The following is an 18,597-nucleotide window of genomic DNA, read 5'->3' as shown; positions in this document are numbered from 1 at the left end:
TCAAAATTTTTTAGCATGCAACGAATATTTTGCTATGAACGCTATTTTTTTAGTATAAAATCTGTTGACTTCTTTTTATAATACATTATGTTAAAACGCTTACAGAAAGGAAACATAATGGACACAAGAGAATTAAGAAAGTTATTTATGCAATTATCACCTGAAGAAAAAGTTGCCCAGACGGTCCAGCTTAACGGAAGTTTGGTCGTGGAAAACGATGTAATGAATACAGGTCCGATGCAAGATTTGGGTTTACCAGAAGAGTTGAACTTTTACGAGGTTGGTTCGATTTATAATGTAAATGATTTTGCAAAATTAAAACGATTGCAAGAAGAAACACTGAAGAACAGTAAGCATAAAATCCCCTTACTATTCATGTCAGATGTGATCTATGGATTTCGGACGATCTTTCCGATTCCTTTAGCACAAGCTGGATCATATGATTTTGATTTGATTCAACAAGCCGCTGAAATGACAGCGAAAGAGAGTTATCTGAATGGATTGCACGTGATTTTCTCACCAATGTTGGACTTATCTCGGGATCCACGATGGGGTCGAGTGATGGAATCGCCAGGAGAAGATGTGTATACCGCGAAACAATTTGCTAAGAGTGTTGTGACTGGCTACCAAGGAGATTGTAGCAAGGGTGTCCCTGAGAATCATGTCGCAGCTTGTATCAAACATTTTGCAGCTTACGGTGCTCCAGAAGGTGGTCGAGAATACAACACTGTCGATATGTCCAACCAGCGTCTATTCAATGAATACTTGCAGCCGTATCAAGCGGCGATCGAAGCGCAAACGATGTTAGTCATGACGGCTTTCAATGTGTTGAACGGCGAACCGTCAACTGGCAGTAAGTGGTTAAATCGAGAAATTTTGCGGGAACGTTTTGACTTTGATGGTGTTCTTGTCTCAGATCACGCGGCAATCAAAGAACTAGTTCCACACGGCTATGCTGCGGATGACAGAGAAGCAGCCAAAAAAGGATTGGAAGCAGGCGTCGATTTTGATATGATGACTTCGGTCTACGCCACACATCTAACGGAATTAATTAAAGAGCCTGCCTTCGCAGAATTATTGGATGAAGCAGTTTGGCGTATTTTGGAATTAAAAAATAAATTGGGACTTTTTGAAGATCCTTACCGAGGCTTGCAGAGTGAGCAAACTGGTGAAATCTTAACAGAAGAAGCCAAAACTTTAGCAGTCAAGCTCGTTGAAAAAAGCAGCGTACTGCTGAAAAACAATGGCAGTCTTCCTTTACAAAAAGACCAAAAAATCGCTGTGATCGGACCTTATGGAGAAAGCCGATTGACTTTAGGCTTCTGGGCATCCGTCAGTGGAAAACCGCAAGATGCTGTTCCGTTAAAAGAAGGATTATTGAAGAACTTATCCACCGAGCAAGTTCAATTTGCTCGTGGCTATAATTTGTTTGACTCTTATGACGGGTTTGGTCCCCTCAAAGCTGGGATTGAGATGCTGAATGGTCCGATCGAGCCAGCTGATCAATTGTTGACAGAAGCCGTGACAGCCGCAGAAGCAGCCGATGTGATCGTCTTGACGTTTGGCGAACAGTTTTTAGAAAGCGGGGAAGGCGCTTCTCGAGCGAATCTGCACCTGCCGGAAAAACAAGTTCGCTTGATCAAAGCGCTGAAGGAAACAGGCAAACCAATCGTTGGTGTACTATACACAGGGCGCCCGCTGGTCTTGACAAATGTGGAACCACTGTTCGATAGTTTGTTACTCGTTTGGTATCCCGGAATCATGGGGGGCATCGGTATCGCAAATCTATTGACAGGAAAAGCAAATCCCTCTGCACGGTTGACAATGACTTTCCCAAGAAGTGAGGGCCAGATCCCTATTTATGGGGCCCAGCTTCCGACAGGACGTCCCTTTAAAGCGGCTAATCCAACAGATCGCTTTATCTCTAAATATCGGGATGAGTCAAATGACCCATTGTTTGCGTTTGGTGAAGGGCTTAGCTATAGCTCGTTCCAAGGAAAATGGCTGGGCAGTGAAGTCAATGAGCAAACGATCAACTTAGAATGTCACATCAAGAATGATTCTGATCGCACGGCTGACACAGTTGTTCACGTTTATTTGAATCAACGACCAGCAACGATCGTACGTCCCATAAAACAATTGGTGGCTAGTGAATTTGTTTCGTTGGGACCACTGGAAGAACGTTCCTTAAATATCGAACTATCGCTGACAGATCTTGTCTTTTATGATAATCAAGGACAAAAACATTTTACTAAAGGAAACTATCAGCTCGTTTTAGCGATTGATGGAAAAGAAGAGTCACTAACTGTGACAGTATAAGAGAAGGAGTGTAAAAAAACATGGAAAAATTAGAAGCAATTTTAAGTAGCAAATTATTGCCAATGTCTCAAAAGCTACAACGAAATAAAGTGTTAGCTGCATTGATGGAAGGATTTATTCGTACCAGTCCGATTACGTTGGGGATCGCCTTCATTACGATCGTCGGGAACTTCCCAATTCCTGGTTGGACAGACTACTTAACGAAAATCGGTATTTTTCAACATGTCGAAGCCATCACTAATGGTGCTACTGGCGTCTTTGCATTGTATGTTGTCTATAGCTTAGCGTATTCATATGCCAAACAGTTAGGTTCCAATGAACGGAACTCAGCAATTATTTCATTAGCCAGCTTTATCATGCTGATGCCTCAAACGATCGCTACAACTGTGATGCAAGATGGTCAAGCCGTAGAACAAACGATTGGCGCATTGAAATTGGACTTCTTAGGAGGCCAAGGACTCTTTATTGGTATGTTGACGGCATTATTGGTTACTCGTTTCTATGCCTTTCTTTCTAAGAAAAACATCATGATCAAATTGCCAGACAGTGTACCACCAATGGTGACACAATCTTTGGCTCCAGTCTTTGTCGTTACGATCATCTTTGTTCTCGTCTTTATCATTCGCGTATTATTTGGCTTAACGGCGTCTGGATCAATCTTCCAATTCTTTATTGATGTGGTGAATGCGCCGTTGAATTCATTGGTCGCTAGTCCACTGTCCATCATCATTATTATGGAAGTTTTGGCGGTGCTTTGGTTCTTCGGTATCCACAATGCTGTGTTACAAGGACCTCTTGGGGCAATCAGTATGACAATGGTCGTTTCAAATATTGCGGCATACCAACAAGGACAAGAACTTCCTTATCTCGTTCCATCAGTTATCTACATGGGCATGTATGCGGCTGGGTTCATGGGCTTTGTCACATTCTTCATGATACGCAGCAAATCAGCAAAAATGAAACAATTAGGTAAATTATCCTTTATCCCATCGATTTTCAATATTACGGAACCAATCATGTTTGGAATGCCGATTATTTTGAATCCGATATTCTTTATTCCACAAGTATTTACTCAACTGATCGCTGGTTTTGTGACATGGGGACTAACTACAACGATTTTGCCGATCAATTTGAATCCAACAATGAGCTTATTGCCATGGACGACACCAACATTTATTAAAATGCCATTCTCAGGTGGCGTCAACTACACGATCTTGATGGTGATCTGTATGTTGATTGGTATCGTTATGTGGTATCCTTTCCTGAAAATTGCGGACAAGAAAGAATACGAATTAGAACTTGAATCAGAAAAGATGAAAGCACAAGAAACAGAAGCAGAAATGACTGCAGAAGAAATTCAAGCATAGTCAAGTTTGCTCAAGCGTAATATAAGGAAGTGGGAAGAATGAGTTATTTAAGTATCGATATTGGCGGCACAAAAATCAAATCAGGATTGGTCCAGCAAAATATCGTCATAGAAAAGAACAATTTCCCAACACCTCAGTCTCTCGAAGAATTTTCTGAATTGCTGGAAACGATCATCAACAGCTATTCAGAGAGCCACTCATTTAAAAAAATCGCTTTTTCAGTACCAGGTTCGGTCAACGAATCCGGTACTGTCTTCTTTGGTGGCGCATTGCCTTATCTAAATGAAGTCAACTTAGGTCAGCTAATTGGAAACTTCGATCTTACGGAAGATTACCAAGTATCCGTCGAGAATGATGCCAAGGCAGCCACATTAGGAGAAATGACTTGGGGGCATTTACAAAATGTATCCAATGGAGCAGCGATTATTTTAGGGACCGGCGTGGGTGTTGGACTGTGTATCAATGGTCAGCTTTACAAAGGGAGTCACTATCAAGCAGGAGAAGTCAGCTTTATGATCCGAGACCGGCGCATTACAGGTCCAGATTCATTTGTTGGCGTTGGATTGTCGGCGGTAGCGCTGATCCAAAAATTATCTGAAACCTTGCAAGTAGCTAACGACGGACCAATCGTGTTTCAGACACTGACAGATTCTGATAACCAAATGGCACAGGATCTCTTTCTTGGTTATTGCCATGAGGTCGCCGTTCTCTGTTTTGACATCCAATGCCTATTGGATATCGATAAAATCGTGATTGGCGGCGGGATCAGCCAACAGCCAAAACTAATTGAAACCATCCAAAGCTGCTATCAGCGGCTACTAAAAGCAGCACCAATCATTGAACAAACATTACGACCAATCAACATCGAAGCGGCCAAGTTTCAGGCAGATGCAAATTTGATTGGCGCGGTAAAGGGGTAAATGTATGAGTAAATTTCCAAATGATTTTTTATGGGGGGCATCAACCAGTGCCTATCAAATAGAAGGGGCTTGGGACACTGATGGAAAAGGTCCTTCTGTCCAAGATGTCAAAGAGATTCCTGCTGGAACCACAGATTTTAAAGTGGCTTCGGATCATTACCATCGCTATGAAGAAGATGTCAAATTGTTCAAAGAACTAGGCATGAAAGCCTATCGTTTTTCTATTTCATGGAGTCGTGTCATGCCAAATGGCGTCGTTAATCCAGAAGGTTTGGCATTCTATCAGAAATTGATCGATTTATTGCTTGAAAACGAGATTCAGCCGGTCGTTACTGTCTTCCATTTTGATTTACCGGTTTATATCGCAGAACAAGGTGGCTGGGAAAACCGGGAAACGATTCAAGCTTTTGCAGACTACTGCCAAGTGCTGTTTGAACACTTTGGTGACAAAGTACCATTATGGCAAACCATCAATGAACAAAATGTGGTGGCATTAGCTGGTTCTGTCATCGGTACAAGCCAAAAGAGTATGAAAGAAAAATTCCAAGAAAACCATCATATGCTAGTAGCACAAGCGTTAGTCACGAAGCAATTCCATGCCGGCGATCACATTGGAAAGATTGGTCCAGCGCCAAATATTGCCAGTGTATATCCAGCTTCGGATAAGCCTGAAGATCAGATGGCCGCTTTATACATGAGTGCCTTGAGAAATTGGTTGTTCCTTGATGTGGCCGTTTTTGGGAAATACAATCACAATGCTTGGCACTTATTGGAAACCATTGGTGCCGCACCAGAAGTTACGGCAGAAGATCGTCAAATCCTTCTTGACGGCACTTGTGACTATATTGCATTGAATTACTACAACACGATGACCGTCAGCAGTTATTATCAGAAAGAAAATAAAATCGATCAGCAATCAGGCTTTGGAATTCCAGGGTTCTTCCAAGCAGTTGAAAATAAAAATCTGCCAATGACTGAATTTGGCTGGCCCATTGACCCAGAAGGGTTCCGTTTTACATTGAATGAAGTTTATTCTCGCTATCGGTTGCCGATTTTGATCACCGAAAACGGTATCGGTGCCAAAGACGTTTTAACAGAAGATGGACAGGTGCACGATCAATACCGCATTGATTATCTGCAGCAGCATATTGCTCAAATGGAATTAGCCGTCAAAGATGGCGTCGAAGTGATTGGGTATTGTCCTTGGAGTGCGATCGATTTGATCAGTACCCATGAAGGCATCACGAAACGTTATGGCTTCATTTATGTCAATCGCACAGAAGATGATTTGTTGGATTTAGCCCGAGTGAAAAAAGATAGTTTTTACTGGTACCAACAAGTGATTGCACAAAATGGATTAGGAGAGTAAGTTATGTACATGCAAGAATACTCTTTCGATGAAGCAGCAGGGGCAGGATTAACCGTCTACCTTCATGAAGAAAAGCCTGAGTTTGCCCGCGTCGGCAAACGACCATTCATTTTAGTGATTCCCGGAGGAGGCTATTCCTTTTGTAGCGAACGGGAAGCGGAACCCATTGCATTGAATTTTCTTGCTCAAGGATACCATGCGGGGGTACTTCGTTATCATGTCGGGGAGTTTCGCAGTTTTGACGCTTCCTTACAGGATGCGCAAGAAGCACTAGCTAAAATCACCGAATTGAGTGCTGGAGCATGGCCTTCGATCGATGCAGAGAAAATCGCTGTGATTGGTTTTTCTGCCGGTGGTCATCTGGCAGCCGCATTATCAACGCTTTCTGAGAGAAAACCGAGTCTTTGTATTTTAGGTTATCCTGCGATCTTACAATCTTTTGCAAAAGTCATGCAGATCAAGGCACCGTCATTAGAAACTTGTGTGACGCCAGAAACGCCGCCTACTTTTGTCTTTTCGACGTTTGAAGACAATGTGGTACCAATTGAGAATTCACTTTTATATCTGCGGGCGTTGGAAGAAAATGATGTGCCTTTCGAAACGCATCTTTTTCAAAAAGGCAAACACGGTCTTTCATTGGCAACGGAGCGTTTCGGTAATCGAGAAGAACTGGTCGATCCCCGTTTTGGACGCTGGTTTAACGAGTGCGTGGAATGGATGGAGATCAACTGGGCGGAGTCATCGACAGGTGAAATGCCAGCTGCGCTTGTTGAATGGCCCATTGCAGCCTTGATCAAAGAACCGAAAAATCGCGCCTTATTAGTCAACAGTTTTCCTAGTTGGCAAGAGAAGAGTACCTTCAAAATCGTAAAAAACTTCAGTTTGCAACAGTTGACTGCCATCATTCCGGAACGCTTCTCACAAGCACAATGTGATCAGTTAGTTGCGCAGCTGGTGGATCCAAGGAGAGGAGAAATAGAATGAAAGCCTGGCTCGTTCATGAAAGTTATAAAGCAGCCACGACACCTTTTGCTGAGGTGCCAGCTGAACTATCAACGGTGAAAGGGTGCAAAAATAGTTTTGCCGCTTGTCAACTGTTACTGCATGATGGCAAGCGAAACCACTTTGTTTTAGGACGTGAATTTGCGATCCCTGACGAAATCGAGATCCCTATGTACCGGATCGAAATTACTAGCGAATTGCCGGTTACGAGTCAATTTGTCGGCTATTATACTGGACAGCAGGAAATCGATTTTGCAGATAAATTGCTGGATCAAACAGCCAAAACCTATCCAGGAGATCGGATGGCTACAGTTTATTTAGAATTCCCATTGGATCAGTCCATTGCAGCAGGCAGCTATCCAGTGGAGATCACTATTTACCGCGCCCAATTGGCCGGCGCTGATTCACTTGTTTTAAGCAAAAAAATCACGGTGGAAGTTTCCGCATTTGAATTTCCGGCAGATTACCGCGATGGCTTTAACTTAGATGTTTGGCAACAGCCATCGATTCTTGCGCGAACTTATGATGTACCGCTATGGAGTGAACAACACTTCTGTCTGTTAGAGGAAATGGCAGCAAGTTTGGCCAAAATCGGTCAAAAGGCGATTACTGTGATTGCCGGTGAAATTCCCTGGAAAGGTTGGTTTAATTATATCGTCAAAGACTATCCTGCGAATCTCTATGAGTATTCAATGATCAACGTCAATAAGACAGAATCAGGGGCTATCACCTGTGATTTTTCTGTCTTGGATCGGTATTTGAATTGTTTCTTTCAAGCAGGGATTGATCAAGAGATCGATGTTTTTGGTCTGTTAGGTGTTTGGCAGCCGCCTTTCTTCCCGGTAGTGCCTATTGATTATCCGGAGGCATTAGTGGTTCGTTACTTAGATGAAGCGACTGGCAAAATGATGTTTATTCAGCAGAAAGCAGATTTGCAAAACTACATTAGACAAGTTTTTGCCCACTTTAAAGAGCTGGGTGTCTGGAAAAAAGTCCGGATCGTTTCCGATGAACCAAAAAAACATCAGATCAACCTGTTCAAAGAGTCGCTTGCTGAATTAAAAGCAATCGATGAGACGCTGCAAGTCAAAGTCGCTTTTGACAAAGAGGATGTCTTGACGGAACTTTTGCCATTGGTTGATTATCCAGTGACTTCTTATTACTGTACCTGCAATCATTACCAAGAGTTGAGTCAAAGTCATTCAGGAAAAACCCAGTATTATGTCTGCAATTACCCAGACAAGCCGAATACATTCCTCCATAGTCCATTACTTGAAACTCGCGTTCAAGGGATCTTGGCCCACCATTTTAAAACCGATGGGCTTTTACGCTGGGCTTTTAATTGTTGGCCGGAAAACGCGCGGGAAGATATTCGCTACAATACGAGTTCGCTGCCGATCGGCGATATGTGCTTGATCTATCCAGCTTACTCTGGACATTTGGCACTGTCGCTACGCTACAAACAGTTACAGCGGGGAATCGAAGATTTCTATCTAGTCAAGCAAGCTGAAAGACAGCAGCCAGAACAGACAGCAGACTTACTGGATACTTTTTTGACAAATCCCAATAGTCAAGAATGGATGGTAGATAGTCACCAAAGTCAGCCAGATCTGTTCCTACAAACAGCATCTGATTATGAGGCTCTCCGTGACGCGCTATTAACAATAATCGCAAAATAAATCAAAGGACCGCGAATCCTTAAGGATTCGTGGTCCTTTTTTTCAAAAATTGCAAGAAAAACGCATTTTTCCATGAAGTGAGCGTTTCGTTTTTCATTTCATGAACATTCCTCTACACTTTTAAGTAAGGTCATGGTTCTACATGACGAGCATGAAAAAATAAGGAGGAAATGAACATGTCAAAAAAAATCAATGATCCATTAACGAAGTACTATAACGGCACATTTGAAAAGCAGGAACAGGAAGCACCAGCGGTCCAAGGAAAAATGCAGCCAGTACCAGATTGTGGTGAAACTAGCTACAATGGTTCAGGACGATTAGCAGGCCGCAAAGCATTAGTCACAGGCGGGGATTCTGGCATCGGTCGTGCAGCAGCCATTGCCTTTGCTAAAGAAGGCGCGGATGTGGCTATCAACTACTTGCCTTTTGAAGAAGAAGATGCCCAAGAAGTGAAGACTATCATCGAAGAAGCAGGTCAAAAAGCTGTATTGATTCCTGGCGATTTGAAAGACGAATCTTTTGCGCGTCAGTTGGTTCATGATGCAGCGAAAGCGTTGGATGGTTTAGATATTTTGGTCTTGAATGCAGGTATGCAACAAGCGGTCAAAGATATTAAAGATTTGACCACCCAACAAATCACGGACACATTTACAACGAATATCATCTCCATGTATTGGACAGTTCAAGAAGCCCTGGATTATTTACCGGCTGGCGGCAGTATCATTACCACTACTTCCATCCAAAGTGCAGAACCTAGTGCTCATCTGTTAGACTATGCAGCAACCAAAGGAGCGATCACTTCATTTAGTAAAGGATTGGCAGCACAATTGAGTTCAAAAGGTATTCGCGTGAATACTGTAGCACCAGGACCAATCTGGACACCACTACAAATTTCAGGAGGACAACCACAATCAGCGATCCCTGAGTTTGGACAAAAAGAATTATTAAAACGGGCTGGCCAACCCGTTGAATTAGCGCCAGTTTATGTTTTCTTAGCGTCAGATGAAGCCAGCTATGTCACAGGACAAGTCTATAGTGTAACAGGCGGAAGCTTCTTTGCTTAAAACCCGTTGTTAAAAAACGCTTACGACAATAAAAAATGCGAAGTAAGAAATACAGAGGCCTTGCATTGCTTTAGCAAGGAACCCATCTGATATTTCAGCTTCGCTTTTTTTATGGAATCATGATAAAAAATTTGTTTCAACAAGAGGATTTGCAAGTGAGGGCAAACATTTTTTTGGTAATTACTTGATTGATTTTTGCAAACAAAGATTCCCATTCATACATATTAAGTATATCTGAGAGTAGCAGAAGCTTTTCCGTTATCGCTACTTCTTCGTAATTGTCGGTAATAATCAAGTCCGCCCCTTCGATATCTTTAGTGAATGAGACCGACTTCTCTGAGTAGATGGATCGGATACGGGCTTCTATCAGCATTTTGGTTCGATATTGAATCGTTGTTCGAATGTAAATCCGAATAGTTGGACTTTCATGCATGGTGGTTTCCAGATAGAGTAGTTGGGCAAGATAGCGCAATTGTTTACGGTGAAAGAATTCTTTGTCTAAATCATTGTTTGGAAAGGTATTGACATGTTCTGTTAACAAGTGAGCAATTGCTGCATAAGTTTGACTATTGTTGTCAATCGAACTTTCATCGGGCAAGTTATAGTCTAAATTCCAAACTTTCAGCAAATCAACATCGATAAAAATCGATAGATTAAAAAATAAGAGACAACTGTTTAGAAGTTGGTCAAATGAATCTTGCTTCATAGTCGGCACAAATTTTTGTCGCCAATCTTCGATCATATCAATAAAAAAATGAACGAGAGGCTTTTTTGATTGGTAAACCAGCGCAATACTCTCTTGAATCTTTTGGCGATCAACAACTGCAGGAAGGAAAATATGCAAAAAGAAATTTAAATACAAGTATTCGGCTTGAGCGATCCGTTTATCTAAATTAGTTTTGGAGAAAAAGAACGAATCGAGAACTTCCATCGGCAAAAAGGAGTAAAAGTTCAAGAGTGCTTGAGCTTTTTTCTCGATTTCAGGCAAATATTTCTTTTGAGAAAGTCGGATGGTAATTGTTTTCCAAAAGGCAAACAATTTATTTTTAGTCAACTGATCTAAGAGAGTAGCATCAAAAAAGCTGTTGAATCGCTCGAATTCTGTTATATATTGATCAGATAAAAGCTGAAACTCGGTTGGTGCACTTTGCGTAAGAAAACTATAAATAAAGATGCGGATATCCAACTCTCTTCCATCAAGTTCGACAATATTTTCTTCATTGGAATAGATTGAGAGGTGAAATTTCTTTAATATTAGACTGACTTTTTTTATCAGACGATACATGTGAGATTGGCTAACGTGAAGATCCGAACATAACTGGGACATTGAAGAATCTGTATGCCCAATAAGGTACTGAACCAGTTGATATTGTGGAGAACTGAGCAAGTAATGATAGACCAGCTGTGAATAAGAAGGTTCGGCACTCTCTCCATTTCTTTCGATACAATATTGGTTGTAGGAATTTTTGGCGAGACAAAGGTTGACGGACAGATATTTCAAGTCTTCATTCAAAAAGTAGATATGTTTTTGCAAGCTTTTGATAGGGATTTTCAATACTCTTGATAATTTTAATAAGCTGATTCCATTGGTGTTGCATACTGCTTTGAATATGTCAAGCTTTTTTTCCTCTGCGGGAGAAATGAACTCTCGGTACATCAGTATTCTCCTTTTTTGCTCCATTTTTACGCACAATATGAAGCCTATTTGTAAGGTTTTGTGATCCGTTTTTTTGGTACTTTTGATTATACTAAGTACAAATGAGAAGTCAATGTGAGGCGATGAAGAAACAATCATTTTTTTGTGGTTGAAAAAATGAAAGTATTGCCAGAAAATTGGCATCTTGTTTAATAAACAAAAAAGAAGGAATGACTTATGAAAAAAATGGTGTTGGCATTAGGTATTTTAGGAATAAGTAGTTTAGGGGTCCCAGTGACTGGTTTAGCTGCGGAAGCAAATCCATCTACTTCAATGACCAGTGAAGCATCACTAACCATCAATCCAGGGATTTTGTCCCTTGATAGTGTTTCAAATTTTGATTTTGGTACTGGGAATATCGCAGATTTCGCTCAACAAGAGAAAGTGATCACCACGGTATCAAATGAAACGTCATCTGTTTCTGATTTTCGTGGTCCAAACACAGTTGGTTGGCAATTAACAGCAAAATTATCAAAAATCTCGAATGCCGATCAAAAAGAATTAGCAAATGCAAAGATTACACTAAAAGGTACCGAAACAGCAGGAGATGCAGCTTTATCAGCAAATGCTGAATTGGTTGCTGGAGCTACCGATCCTACTTCAGTAGCAACCGCAGATGGCGCAACTGGGTTAGCAATCAATACCTTTGATTTTTCGACCACAACGTTGACCGTTCCCCAACAAAATGTTTATGGTGGTGACTATACAGGAACGATTACGTGGACATTATCTAATTCTTATCAAGCACAGTAATAGGATGGATGACAATGAGAAGACTTCTTCAGAATGCAGTATGGATCTTTTTATTTATCAGCTTTGTTTATTTTCCTGTGACTCGTGGTTATGCTGAGACCACCAGATTTACTGTTATACCAGAACTTCCCCAAAATCAAGCAAGTGAAGCAACTTATTTCGATTTGCTGGTAAATAAAGAGACTGTTCAGGAATTGATTATCGCCGTACACAATACGAGTTCCGAAGAGATAACGATCACCGCTGATGCACTGAATAGTTATTCTGCTTCCACTGGAATCATCAGTTATCAACGAAAGAAAACGGCCGAAGACTATGGAGGTAAGTCTTTTACTAGCTTTGTTTCAAACCCCATTCAAGAAGTACGCCTAAAATCTGGTGAGGAACGAAAGGTGATTTTTACACTTGATTTAAAGGAAACAGTGTTTGACGGAGAAATCTTAGGGGCTTTTTTGTTCGAAGAAGTCAAACCTCAAGAAACTGCTCACGAAGCTGATGCAAGTTTGGAATCAAACTATCAGTTGCAGTTAGGGGTACGAATGCGTCAAAGTCTACAAGAGCTGCCAAAGCCAGATTTAAAACTAGTTGAAACTAAAGCAGTCGAAAAAAATGGCAAGCCAACTTTAAAAAGCAGTATCAGTAATATTCGTCCCGTCGCATTTGGGAATATTTCCGTGAATACGACGATACGTGACAAGAATCAAGCTATCGTCGGTGGCTTTAAGTCAGAAAATTTTCAATTCGCACAAAACTCTGTCTTAGATCTCTATAGTGAATTTGAACAAGAAGAACTCAAACCGGGCACTTATACGATTCGCATCGAATTATCCTCTCAGCGAGGCACATGGGTTTTTGATGATAAGGTCGATATCGATCGTCAAGCAGCAAAAGCTGTCAACCGAACTACGATATATGCAGCGGCTATCGCTCAAAGAAATTTTCTGTTCTATCTATTGATTGCTATAATCATTCTATTGATTGCAATCATCCTTTTCTTGTTAGTGAAGCGGCGTAAAAACTCCGATGAAAGTGAGTGAGAAGAATGAAAAAAATGCTAAAATCTTTTTGTTTATCGCTTCTTTTTATAGGAACTTTTTGGCTGTTGCAAGGACAGCAAACAGTCTTTGCGGCGGTCACTGCGCCGGACTTTGCTACTTTACCAATTAATCAAGTAATGATCTCTACTGCAGGTAAAGCAGGTTCATTGCAAGGTGTAGAAGGGCATAACTACGTTCAAATCAATGACACAACCATAAATTCTAGCGGGGCAGTTTGGTTCAACAATCCGATTTCTTTCACACGAGATTTCCATTTGGAAATGGCTTTCTATATTGAGAATACGGCTAATGATAGCGATGGACTGGCTTTTGTGATGCAAAGTAGCGGGCCTCAAGCACTAGCTTCAGAAGCTGGATCAACAATTGGAGTTTGGTCGAATATTTCTGGAACAGACCCACTTAGTCAAGGTGCAATCGCAAATAGTATCGCAATTGAATTTGATACATATTACAACAATAATGGCGGTATCCTTGCTACTGATCGGATGATGGATCGTGATGTGACAACAAAGGGACACCATATTGCTTGGTCTTACCCTGGTTCCGATGCTTCTTATACGACAGACGGCTGGCTGATGGTGGATAAAGTCTTAAATCACTATAACACGGTTGGCGTTACGGACATTTCCGATGGAAATTGGCATACCTTTATCGTGGATTACAATGAATCTACGCAACAGTTTCATTATGCTGTTCCAGATTTTAATGTAGATGTATCGATTCCTGTCGATGATACTTTTAAAAGCAATCTTAATTTAACAAATTCGGCGCCAGTTTATTTTGGTTTTACCGGTGCCAATGGCGGATTTGCCCAAAACAAAGCAGTCGCTTTCGTGGATGTTCAAGGTCTAGTCGAAATTGATATGCGGACGGGCGTCTTCCAAAGAGAGCCAGATCAGTTTATGCTGGACACGGGAACAGTAATGGATAAACCAATTGAAGTGGATGCAAGTAAAGAGATTACTTATGCAACCTATATTGATTTTAAACAAACAAGCGATCTATCAAGTTTGAATCCAGGGATTAAACTCAAACTCACACTTCCAGATAATGTATCTGTGAAAGATACTGTCTATTTTGGTAAACCAGAAGATACCATGATCAACGGTTTTCCTGATGGGGGGGCCCCAATCGAATATATAAGAGAGACAGGACAAATAAGTGTAGTATTGCCGAAATTGGAAAAAGGGAATGCCTATATTGTTCATTTTAGGGTCAAGTATAGTGGGACCCCTATAGATGCGAATATTGATGAAGTAATACCAGTTGAGACTACCTTTAGTGGAAATGCTTTTATATCCAGTTTTACTTCAGGAGGAGCCGCTACCCATTTTTATACGGTAAAAGGCAAACTCCCACCAACATTGACCAGCGGACAAGCCACAATGTCAGAAGCGCAGAAAACTGCGCCGATCCTTCGACAAAATCGAAATGCCTATACTGACATCTCTGTGGAAGATAGTAATTCTACGCAGGCGCAATTATTTATAAGTGATTTATTTTCACAAGAGAAGGAATTACAGGAAGAAGACTTTACTCTAAAAACAGTTCTTGAACGAACAGATTTGTCAGATCCCTTTCACTACACTTTAGAGTCAGAGACGAGTGATCTTTCCCCAGGGACTACCTATTATTTTGCAACATATGTCGTTGACACAGAAGGCAATTCATCAGCAATCCATTACTTTGCCATTGATTTTCGAGGAATCGTCGAATTAAAATCAGTCCCAGAATCTTTCAAAGGAACAACAGTCACAATCAACGAGTTGGCTCGAGCAATGGATTCTAATGGCTTGGTATCAATAAAAGTTCCAATTGCAACAACCAGCAAGCCTCTCGCAATCAGCAATACGAGTGAAGGTACATGGAAATTATCGGGACAAACCACCCCATTTATGAATAGTGGCGCCTCATTGGCTGATGAAGTCCAACTAGTTCTATACGATTCTACTGATAATTCATTGTTTTGCACCATTACTTCAGATAAAAAAGTACTTTTTGAGCAGACGCCTAGCGATAAAGATCTCTCTCTCGATTTAAGTCAGTATGATTGTTATTTACGGTTTGCCCCTAAGATAGAGACCCTTTCCCCAGGAACCTATCAAGGAAAAGTCAATTGGCAGTTAGACAGCACGATCACAGACTAATGCACGTTGGTCAGAAAGACAGACAAAAAAACGCCATTTCGGCGTTTTTTTGTCTGTCTAAGGATAAGAACTCAGCTTTCCCGATCTTTGACTACTTTTAGTACTAAAGAAAGGGCGGCCAAGGCAAAACTGCCATACTTGACAAATTTCTCAAGTGACTCGATTTTTTGTTTTTTGCTTTGTTTGCAAGCAGCACATTTCGTTTCAGCGCCATCTAGTTTTTTCCCGCACCTACAGTGTTTTTTCATTTGATCCGTCTCCTTTGCAATTTTATCGATGTTTCATCAATCTCTTACTATCAATTATACATGGACAACGGGTTTATGTCCGAGATAACGCTGTTCCCCTCTCAAAGCAATCAGTGACCGCGGATAGGCTATTTTCTTGGGTATGAATGATTCGGGAGATTTGACGTGCTACCTTAAAACACCAGCAGTGGGTTTATCTACAATGAGGCGGATGAACTTTGAAAACGGCTTGAAAGCCTGCTACGTTAACGATTCTCTTTCTCATTTAACGGTTTTTTGTTTCATTTCGTTCCTGCAAGTGGTACGCTTTTGGTGAAAGGTGAGGTGGATAAAATGAATCGTTTAAGTAAATTTTTGATTGCCATCGGCGTAGGAGCTGCGGCGTTGATCGCTGAATTTGGCTTTGATCGACCTCCCATTGCTTTTGGTTTGATCGCGATCATCGGCGGATTGACAGCGTTGACGATGTTGATCGACATGATCCAAACATTGCGTTCAGGAAAATATGGCGTGGATCTGTTAGCGATCACAGCCATTGTTGCTACACTTGCTGTTGGCGAATATTGGGCCAGTTTGATGGTTTTGATCATGCTGACAGGCGGCGATAGTTTGGAAGAATACGCCAGCAAACAAGCCAGCCGAGAACTTCGGCAACTGTTGCAACGTTCTCCACAGACCGCCCATCGGCTAAATGATAAAAAAGATGTTCCGGTTGAAGAACTAGCTATTGGTGATCTGGTCATCGTCCGCCCGGGAGAAATCGTTCCCGTAGACGGCTGTGTCACTGAAGGAAATACCCTTGTCGATGAATCATCCTTGACTGGTGAGTCACGACCTGTAGAGAAAAATCCTGGTGATGAATTGATGTCTGGCTCAGTCAATGGGGAAACTGCGATTACTTTTGAAGTGACGAAAAAAGCAGCAGATAGCCAATATCAAATTCTTGTTCGTTTAGTCAAAGAATCTGAAGCAAAACCTGCGCGCTTTGTTCGTTTAGCGGATCAGTATGCCGTACCATTTACGTTGGCAGCCTATGTGATTGCGGGGATTGCTTGGTTTGTATCAAAAGATCCTGTCCGCTTTGCGGAAGTCCTAGTAGTGGCGTCACCTTGTCCATTAATCTTGGCAGCACCAGTAGCTTTAGTAGCAGGCATGAGTCGCTCAAGCCGCAATGGGATTGTCATGAAAAACGGCACCACGATCGAAAAATTAGCCAAAGCAAAAACGATCGCTTTTGACAAAACAGGCACATTGACAGAGGGAAAGTTGCACGTTGAAAAAATAACTGTGACTGCTGATCAACTATCGGTCGAAGAGCTTTTGCGCATTGCGGCTAGTGCTGAGCAGGATTCCACTCATATTCTCGCCCGCTCTCTGGTTGCTTCTGCTATGGAACGAAAGCTGACTTTGCTGCCAGTCACCAACTTGAAAGAAGTGGTAGGGCAAGGGATCGAAGCAACAGTTGCTGGACACAAGATCAAAATCGGTAAACCTGAATTTGTTGGAGCAGTTGGTGTAGATGAAGCTAAAACCAATGTTTGTGTTGGGAAAGATGACCAATGGATAGGAACGATCTTTTTTGAAGATACATTACGCAAGGAAGCCAAACAAACGGTTGAGCAGTTGCGTCATCAAGGATTGAAAAAGACGATCATGTTGACAGGTGACCAAGCATTCGTTGCTCGGAAGATCGCAGCTGAATCAGGGATCGAAACCGTTCTAGCAGACTGCTTGCCGGCAAAAAAAATTGCCGTTATAAAAGAAACAGAACCAGCTGAACGCCCGATCATCATGGTGGGGGATGGGGTCAATGATGCCCCAGCTTTAGCAGCAGCTGATATAGGCATTGCTATGGGAGCCCATGGTACTAGTGCTGCAACAGAAGCAGCAGATGCGGTAATACTACAAGATGATCTCAGCAAGGTCTCTCAAGCCGTACAGATTTCTCAAGACACGATGAGAATCGCCCGCCAATCCGTGTTGCTAGGAATCTTCATTTGTATCGTTTTAATGTTGATTGCCAGCACGGGTGTGATCCCAGCGTTGTTTGGCGCTTTGTTACAAGAAGTGATCGATACAGTATCCATTCTATCTGCACTTCGTGCTAAGAATGATCATTCTACTAGCACAGCATCATCTCTTTCAGTCAATCATCAGGCACATTAATAGGTGCAGGTCCGTGACTAAGAGCAAACAAACCCGATAACTGTGATTTTTGTGATAGCAGATGCAAGACACTTAGATTATCTGGCTATGTTTGCCTTATAAGTTACGGGCCTTTTTGATTCTTAAAGCAGGTCCGTAAAAATCCTCCTTTTTTTTAATAATACTACCGTTATATATAACAAATTTTTCTTAGCTAAAATCATTGTTTTGTTGAGTATAATTCAGCTTCACTCATACTTTGTGATGTTATTCTCATTTTTTTCTTCGTTATTCCCTCAAAATGAGAATAATTTTAGCCGATTTTATGATATATATATACGTAGGAAGTTTCAGTAGATTGACTGTGAACTGTCCGCATGAAAGGATTGATAATTCGCGTGATTGATTTAATGCTCTATAAAGAAACAGCCGACTATTTGGAGAAAGTGATCGATAAAGAGGTGCTTGACCTTGTGGAAGTAGAGTACCCTAAGGTATATACTTACATCCACCAATTGATTGATTCTTTCAAATGTGCTGTCCAACAAATAGATGGTTCAAATTTTTGGGAACTTTTTCCAGAAATACTTGGGTATGATTCACGGTTTGTTTTATTGAACTCATTGATTCTAGTAAGAGATGAATTCTTGACAGAAGAAGAAATCATCCAAATGATCGAAACCGATTATACTCATTTAAATAAAGAATCTTGCGGTTATTCTTTGAAAGATCAGGAACATGAAAGCCTTATCTTCAATATCAAATAAATGATTTCCTAAAATCGCAAGGAGCAGCCGACCAGCATCAGTGGTCGGCTGTTTATTTGTTTA

General features: G+C 41.4%; 14 protein-coding genes. 12 read left to right on the top strand and 2 right to left on the bottom strand.

The annotated features are described in order from the left end of the window. Positions 1-117: 117 nt before the first annotated feature. From HED61_RS13035 to HED61_RS13005, 7 genes are all read left to right on the top strand, one after another. Positions 118-2,319, top strand: a complete 2,202-nt coding sequence (locus tag HED61_RS13035; RefSeq protein WP_219644976.1) for a glycoside hydrolase family 3 N-terminal domain-containing protein — start codon at positions 118-120, stop codon at positions 2,317-2,319. A 20-nt stretch (positions 2,320-2,339) separates the two neighbouring features. Further along, positions 2,340-3,686: a PTS sugar transporter subunit IIC gene (locus HED61_RS13030; protein WP_171917364.1), complete on the top strand. Its 1,347-nt coding sequence runs from the start codon at positions 2,340-2,342 to the stop codon at positions 3,684-3,686. 38 nt (positions 3,687-3,724) lie between these two features. Beyond that, complete coding sequence (locus HED61_RS13025) at positions 3,725-4,606, top strand: ROK family protein (RefSeq protein ID WP_171917363.1); 882 nt, start codon at positions 3,725-3,727, stop codon at positions 4,604-4,606. A gap of 4 nt (positions 4,607-4,610) precedes the next feature. Then, a complete protein-coding gene (locus tag HED61_RS13020; protein WP_219644977.1) occupies positions 4,611-5,975 on the top strand; it encodes a glycoside hydrolase family 1 protein in 1,365 nt (454 codons plus the stop codon). Positions 5,976-5,978: 3 nt separating this feature from the next. After that, positions 5,979-6,959, top strand: a complete 981-nt coding sequence (locus HED61_RS13015) for an alpha/beta hydrolase (RefSeq protein ID WP_176333472.1) — start codon at positions 5,979-5,981, stop codon at positions 6,957-6,959. Beyond that, on the top strand, positions 6,956-8,656 hold the full coding sequence (locus HED61_RS13010; RefSeq protein WP_176333473.1) for a DUF4091 domain-containing protein: 1,701 nt from the start codon (positions 6,956-6,958) through the stop codon (positions 8,654-8,656). Before HED61_RS13015 ends, HED61_RS13010 begins: the two co-directional genes overlap by 4 nt. Positions 8,657-8,832: 176 nt before the next feature. Next, a complete protein-coding gene (locus tag HED61_RS13005; RefSeq protein ID WP_003126107.1) occupies positions 8,833-9,720 on the top strand; it encodes an SDR family oxidoreductase in 888 nt (295 codons plus the stop codon). Positions 9,721-9,856: 136 nt separating this feature from the next. Here the strand turns inward: HED61_RS13005 and HED61_RS13000 are convergent, their stop codons facing one another. Further along, positions 9,857-11,377, bottom strand: a complete 1,521-nt coding sequence (locus HED61_RS13000) for a helix-turn-helix domain-containing protein (protein ID WP_219644978.1) — start codon at positions 11,375-11,377, stop codon at positions 9,857-9,859. A 216-nt stretch (positions 11,378-11,593) separates the two neighbouring features. Here HED61_RS13000 and HED61_RS12995 point away from each other — a divergent pair, with 216 nt between their 5' ends. Genes HED61_RS12995 through HED61_RS12985 form a run of 3 tightly spaced genes read left to right on the top strand, consistent with a single transcriptional unit; the run spans position 11,594 to position 15,374 of the window. Continuing rightward, positions 11,594-12,169, top strand: coding sequence for a WxL domain-containing protein (locus HED61_RS12995; protein ID WP_081131666.1), 576 nt, complete (start codon positions 11,594-11,596; stop codon positions 12,167-12,169). Between the two features lie 14 nt (positions 12,170-12,183). Further along, complete coding sequence (locus HED61_RS12990; RefSeq protein WP_176333475.1) at positions 12,184-13,206, top strand: DUF916 and DUF3324 domain-containing protein; 1,023 nt, start codon at positions 12,184-12,186, stop codon at positions 13,204-13,206. Between the two features lie 5 nt (positions 13,207-13,211). Then, on the top strand, positions 13,212-15,374 hold the full coding sequence (locus tag HED61_RS12985) for an L-type lectin-domain containing protein (RefSeq protein ID WP_219644979.1): 2,163 nt from the start codon (positions 13,212-13,214) through the stop codon (positions 15,372-15,374). A 71-nt stretch (positions 15,375-15,445) separates the two neighbouring features. Here HED61_RS12985 and HED61_RS12980 read toward each other — a convergent pair whose 3' ends face one another. Further along, entirely contained in the window at positions 15,446-15,622 is a 177-nt protein-coding gene (locus HED61_RS12980; RefSeq protein ID WP_005471055.1) for a hypothetical protein, read from the bottom strand. 333 nt (positions 15,623-15,955) lie between these two features. Here HED61_RS12980 and HED61_RS12975 point away from each other — a divergent pair, with 333 nt between their 5' ends. Then, positions 15,956-17,788 carry a heavy metal translocating P-type ATPase gene (locus HED61_RS12975; protein ID WP_138372088.1) on the top strand — a complete coding sequence of 611 codons (1,833 nt, stop codon included), beginning with the start codon at positions 15,956-15,958 and terminating at the stop codon, positions 17,786-17,788. A gap of 356 nt (positions 17,789-18,144) precedes the next feature. After that, the gene (locus tag HED61_RS12970) at positions 18,145-18,534 is read left to right on the top strand and encodes a DUF7006 family protein (RefSeq protein WP_003126117.1); all 390 of its coding nucleotides are present in this window, start codon (positions 18,145-18,147) and stop codon (positions 18,532-18,534) included. Positions 18,535-18,597 lie beyond the last annotated feature (63 nt).

Origin of the sequence: Enterococcus gallinarum, from assembly GCF_021496385.1 — a bacterium.
Lineage (GTDB): Bacteria > Bacillota > Bacilli > Lactobacillales > Enterococcaceae > Enterococcus_D > Enterococcus_D gallinarum.
Note: the sequence above shows the minus strand (reverse complement) of the source record. Positions and strands in the feature narration are given on the sequence as shown.

Coding starts and splice junctions, on each gene's coding strand:
- HED61_RS13035 (WP_219644976.1), top strand. CDS start 118: ATGGACACAAGAGAATTAAGAAAGTTATTTATGCAATTATCACCTGAA.
- HED61_RS12995 (WP_081131666.1), top strand. CDS start 11,594: ATGAAAAAAATGGTGTTGGCATTAGGTATTTTAGGAATAAGTAGTTTA.
- HED61_RS13015 (WP_176333472.1), top strand. CDS start 5,979: ATGTACATGCAAGAATACTCTTTCGATGAAGCAGCAGGGGCAGGATTA.
- HED61_RS12985 (WP_219644979.1), top strand. CDS start 13,212: ATGAAAAAAATGCTAAAATCTTTTTGTTTATCGCTTCTTTTTATAGGA.
- HED61_RS12990 (WP_176333475.1), top strand. CDS start 12,184: ATGAGAAGACTTCTTCAGAATGCAGTATGGATCTTTTTATTTATCAGC.
- HED61_RS12970 (WP_003126117.1), top strand. CDS start 18,145: ATGAAAGGATTGATAATTCGCGTGATTGATTTAATGCTCTATAAAGAA.
- HED61_RS13025 (WP_171917363.1), top strand. CDS start 3,725: ATGAGTTATTTAAGTATCGATATTGGCGGCACAAAAATCAAATCAGGA.
- HED61_RS12975 (WP_138372088.1), top strand. CDS start 15,956: ATGAATCGTTTAAGTAAATTTTTGATTGCCATCGGCGTAGGAGCTGCG.
- HED61_RS12980 (WP_005471055.1), bottom strand. CDS start 15,622: ATGAAAAAACACTGTAGGTGCGGGAAAAAACTAGATGGCGCTGAAACG.
- HED61_RS13020 (WP_219644977.1), top strand. CDS start 4,611: ATGAGTAAATTTCCAAATGATTTTTTATGGGGGGCATCAACCAGTGCC.
- HED61_RS13000 (WP_219644978.1), bottom strand. CDS start 11,377: ATGTACCGAGAGTTCATTTCTCCCGCAGAGGAAAAAAAGCTTGACATA.
- HED61_RS13030 (WP_171917364.1), top strand. CDS start 2,340: ATGGAAAAATTAGAAGCAATTTTAAGTAGCAAATTATTGCCAATGTCT.
- HED61_RS13005 (WP_003126107.1), top strand. CDS start 8,833: ATGTCAAAAAAAATCAATGATCCATTAACGAAGTACTATAACGGCACA.
- HED61_RS13010 (WP_176333473.1), top strand. CDS start 6,956: ATGAAAGCCTGGCTCGTTCATGAAAGTTATAAAGCAGCCACGACACCT.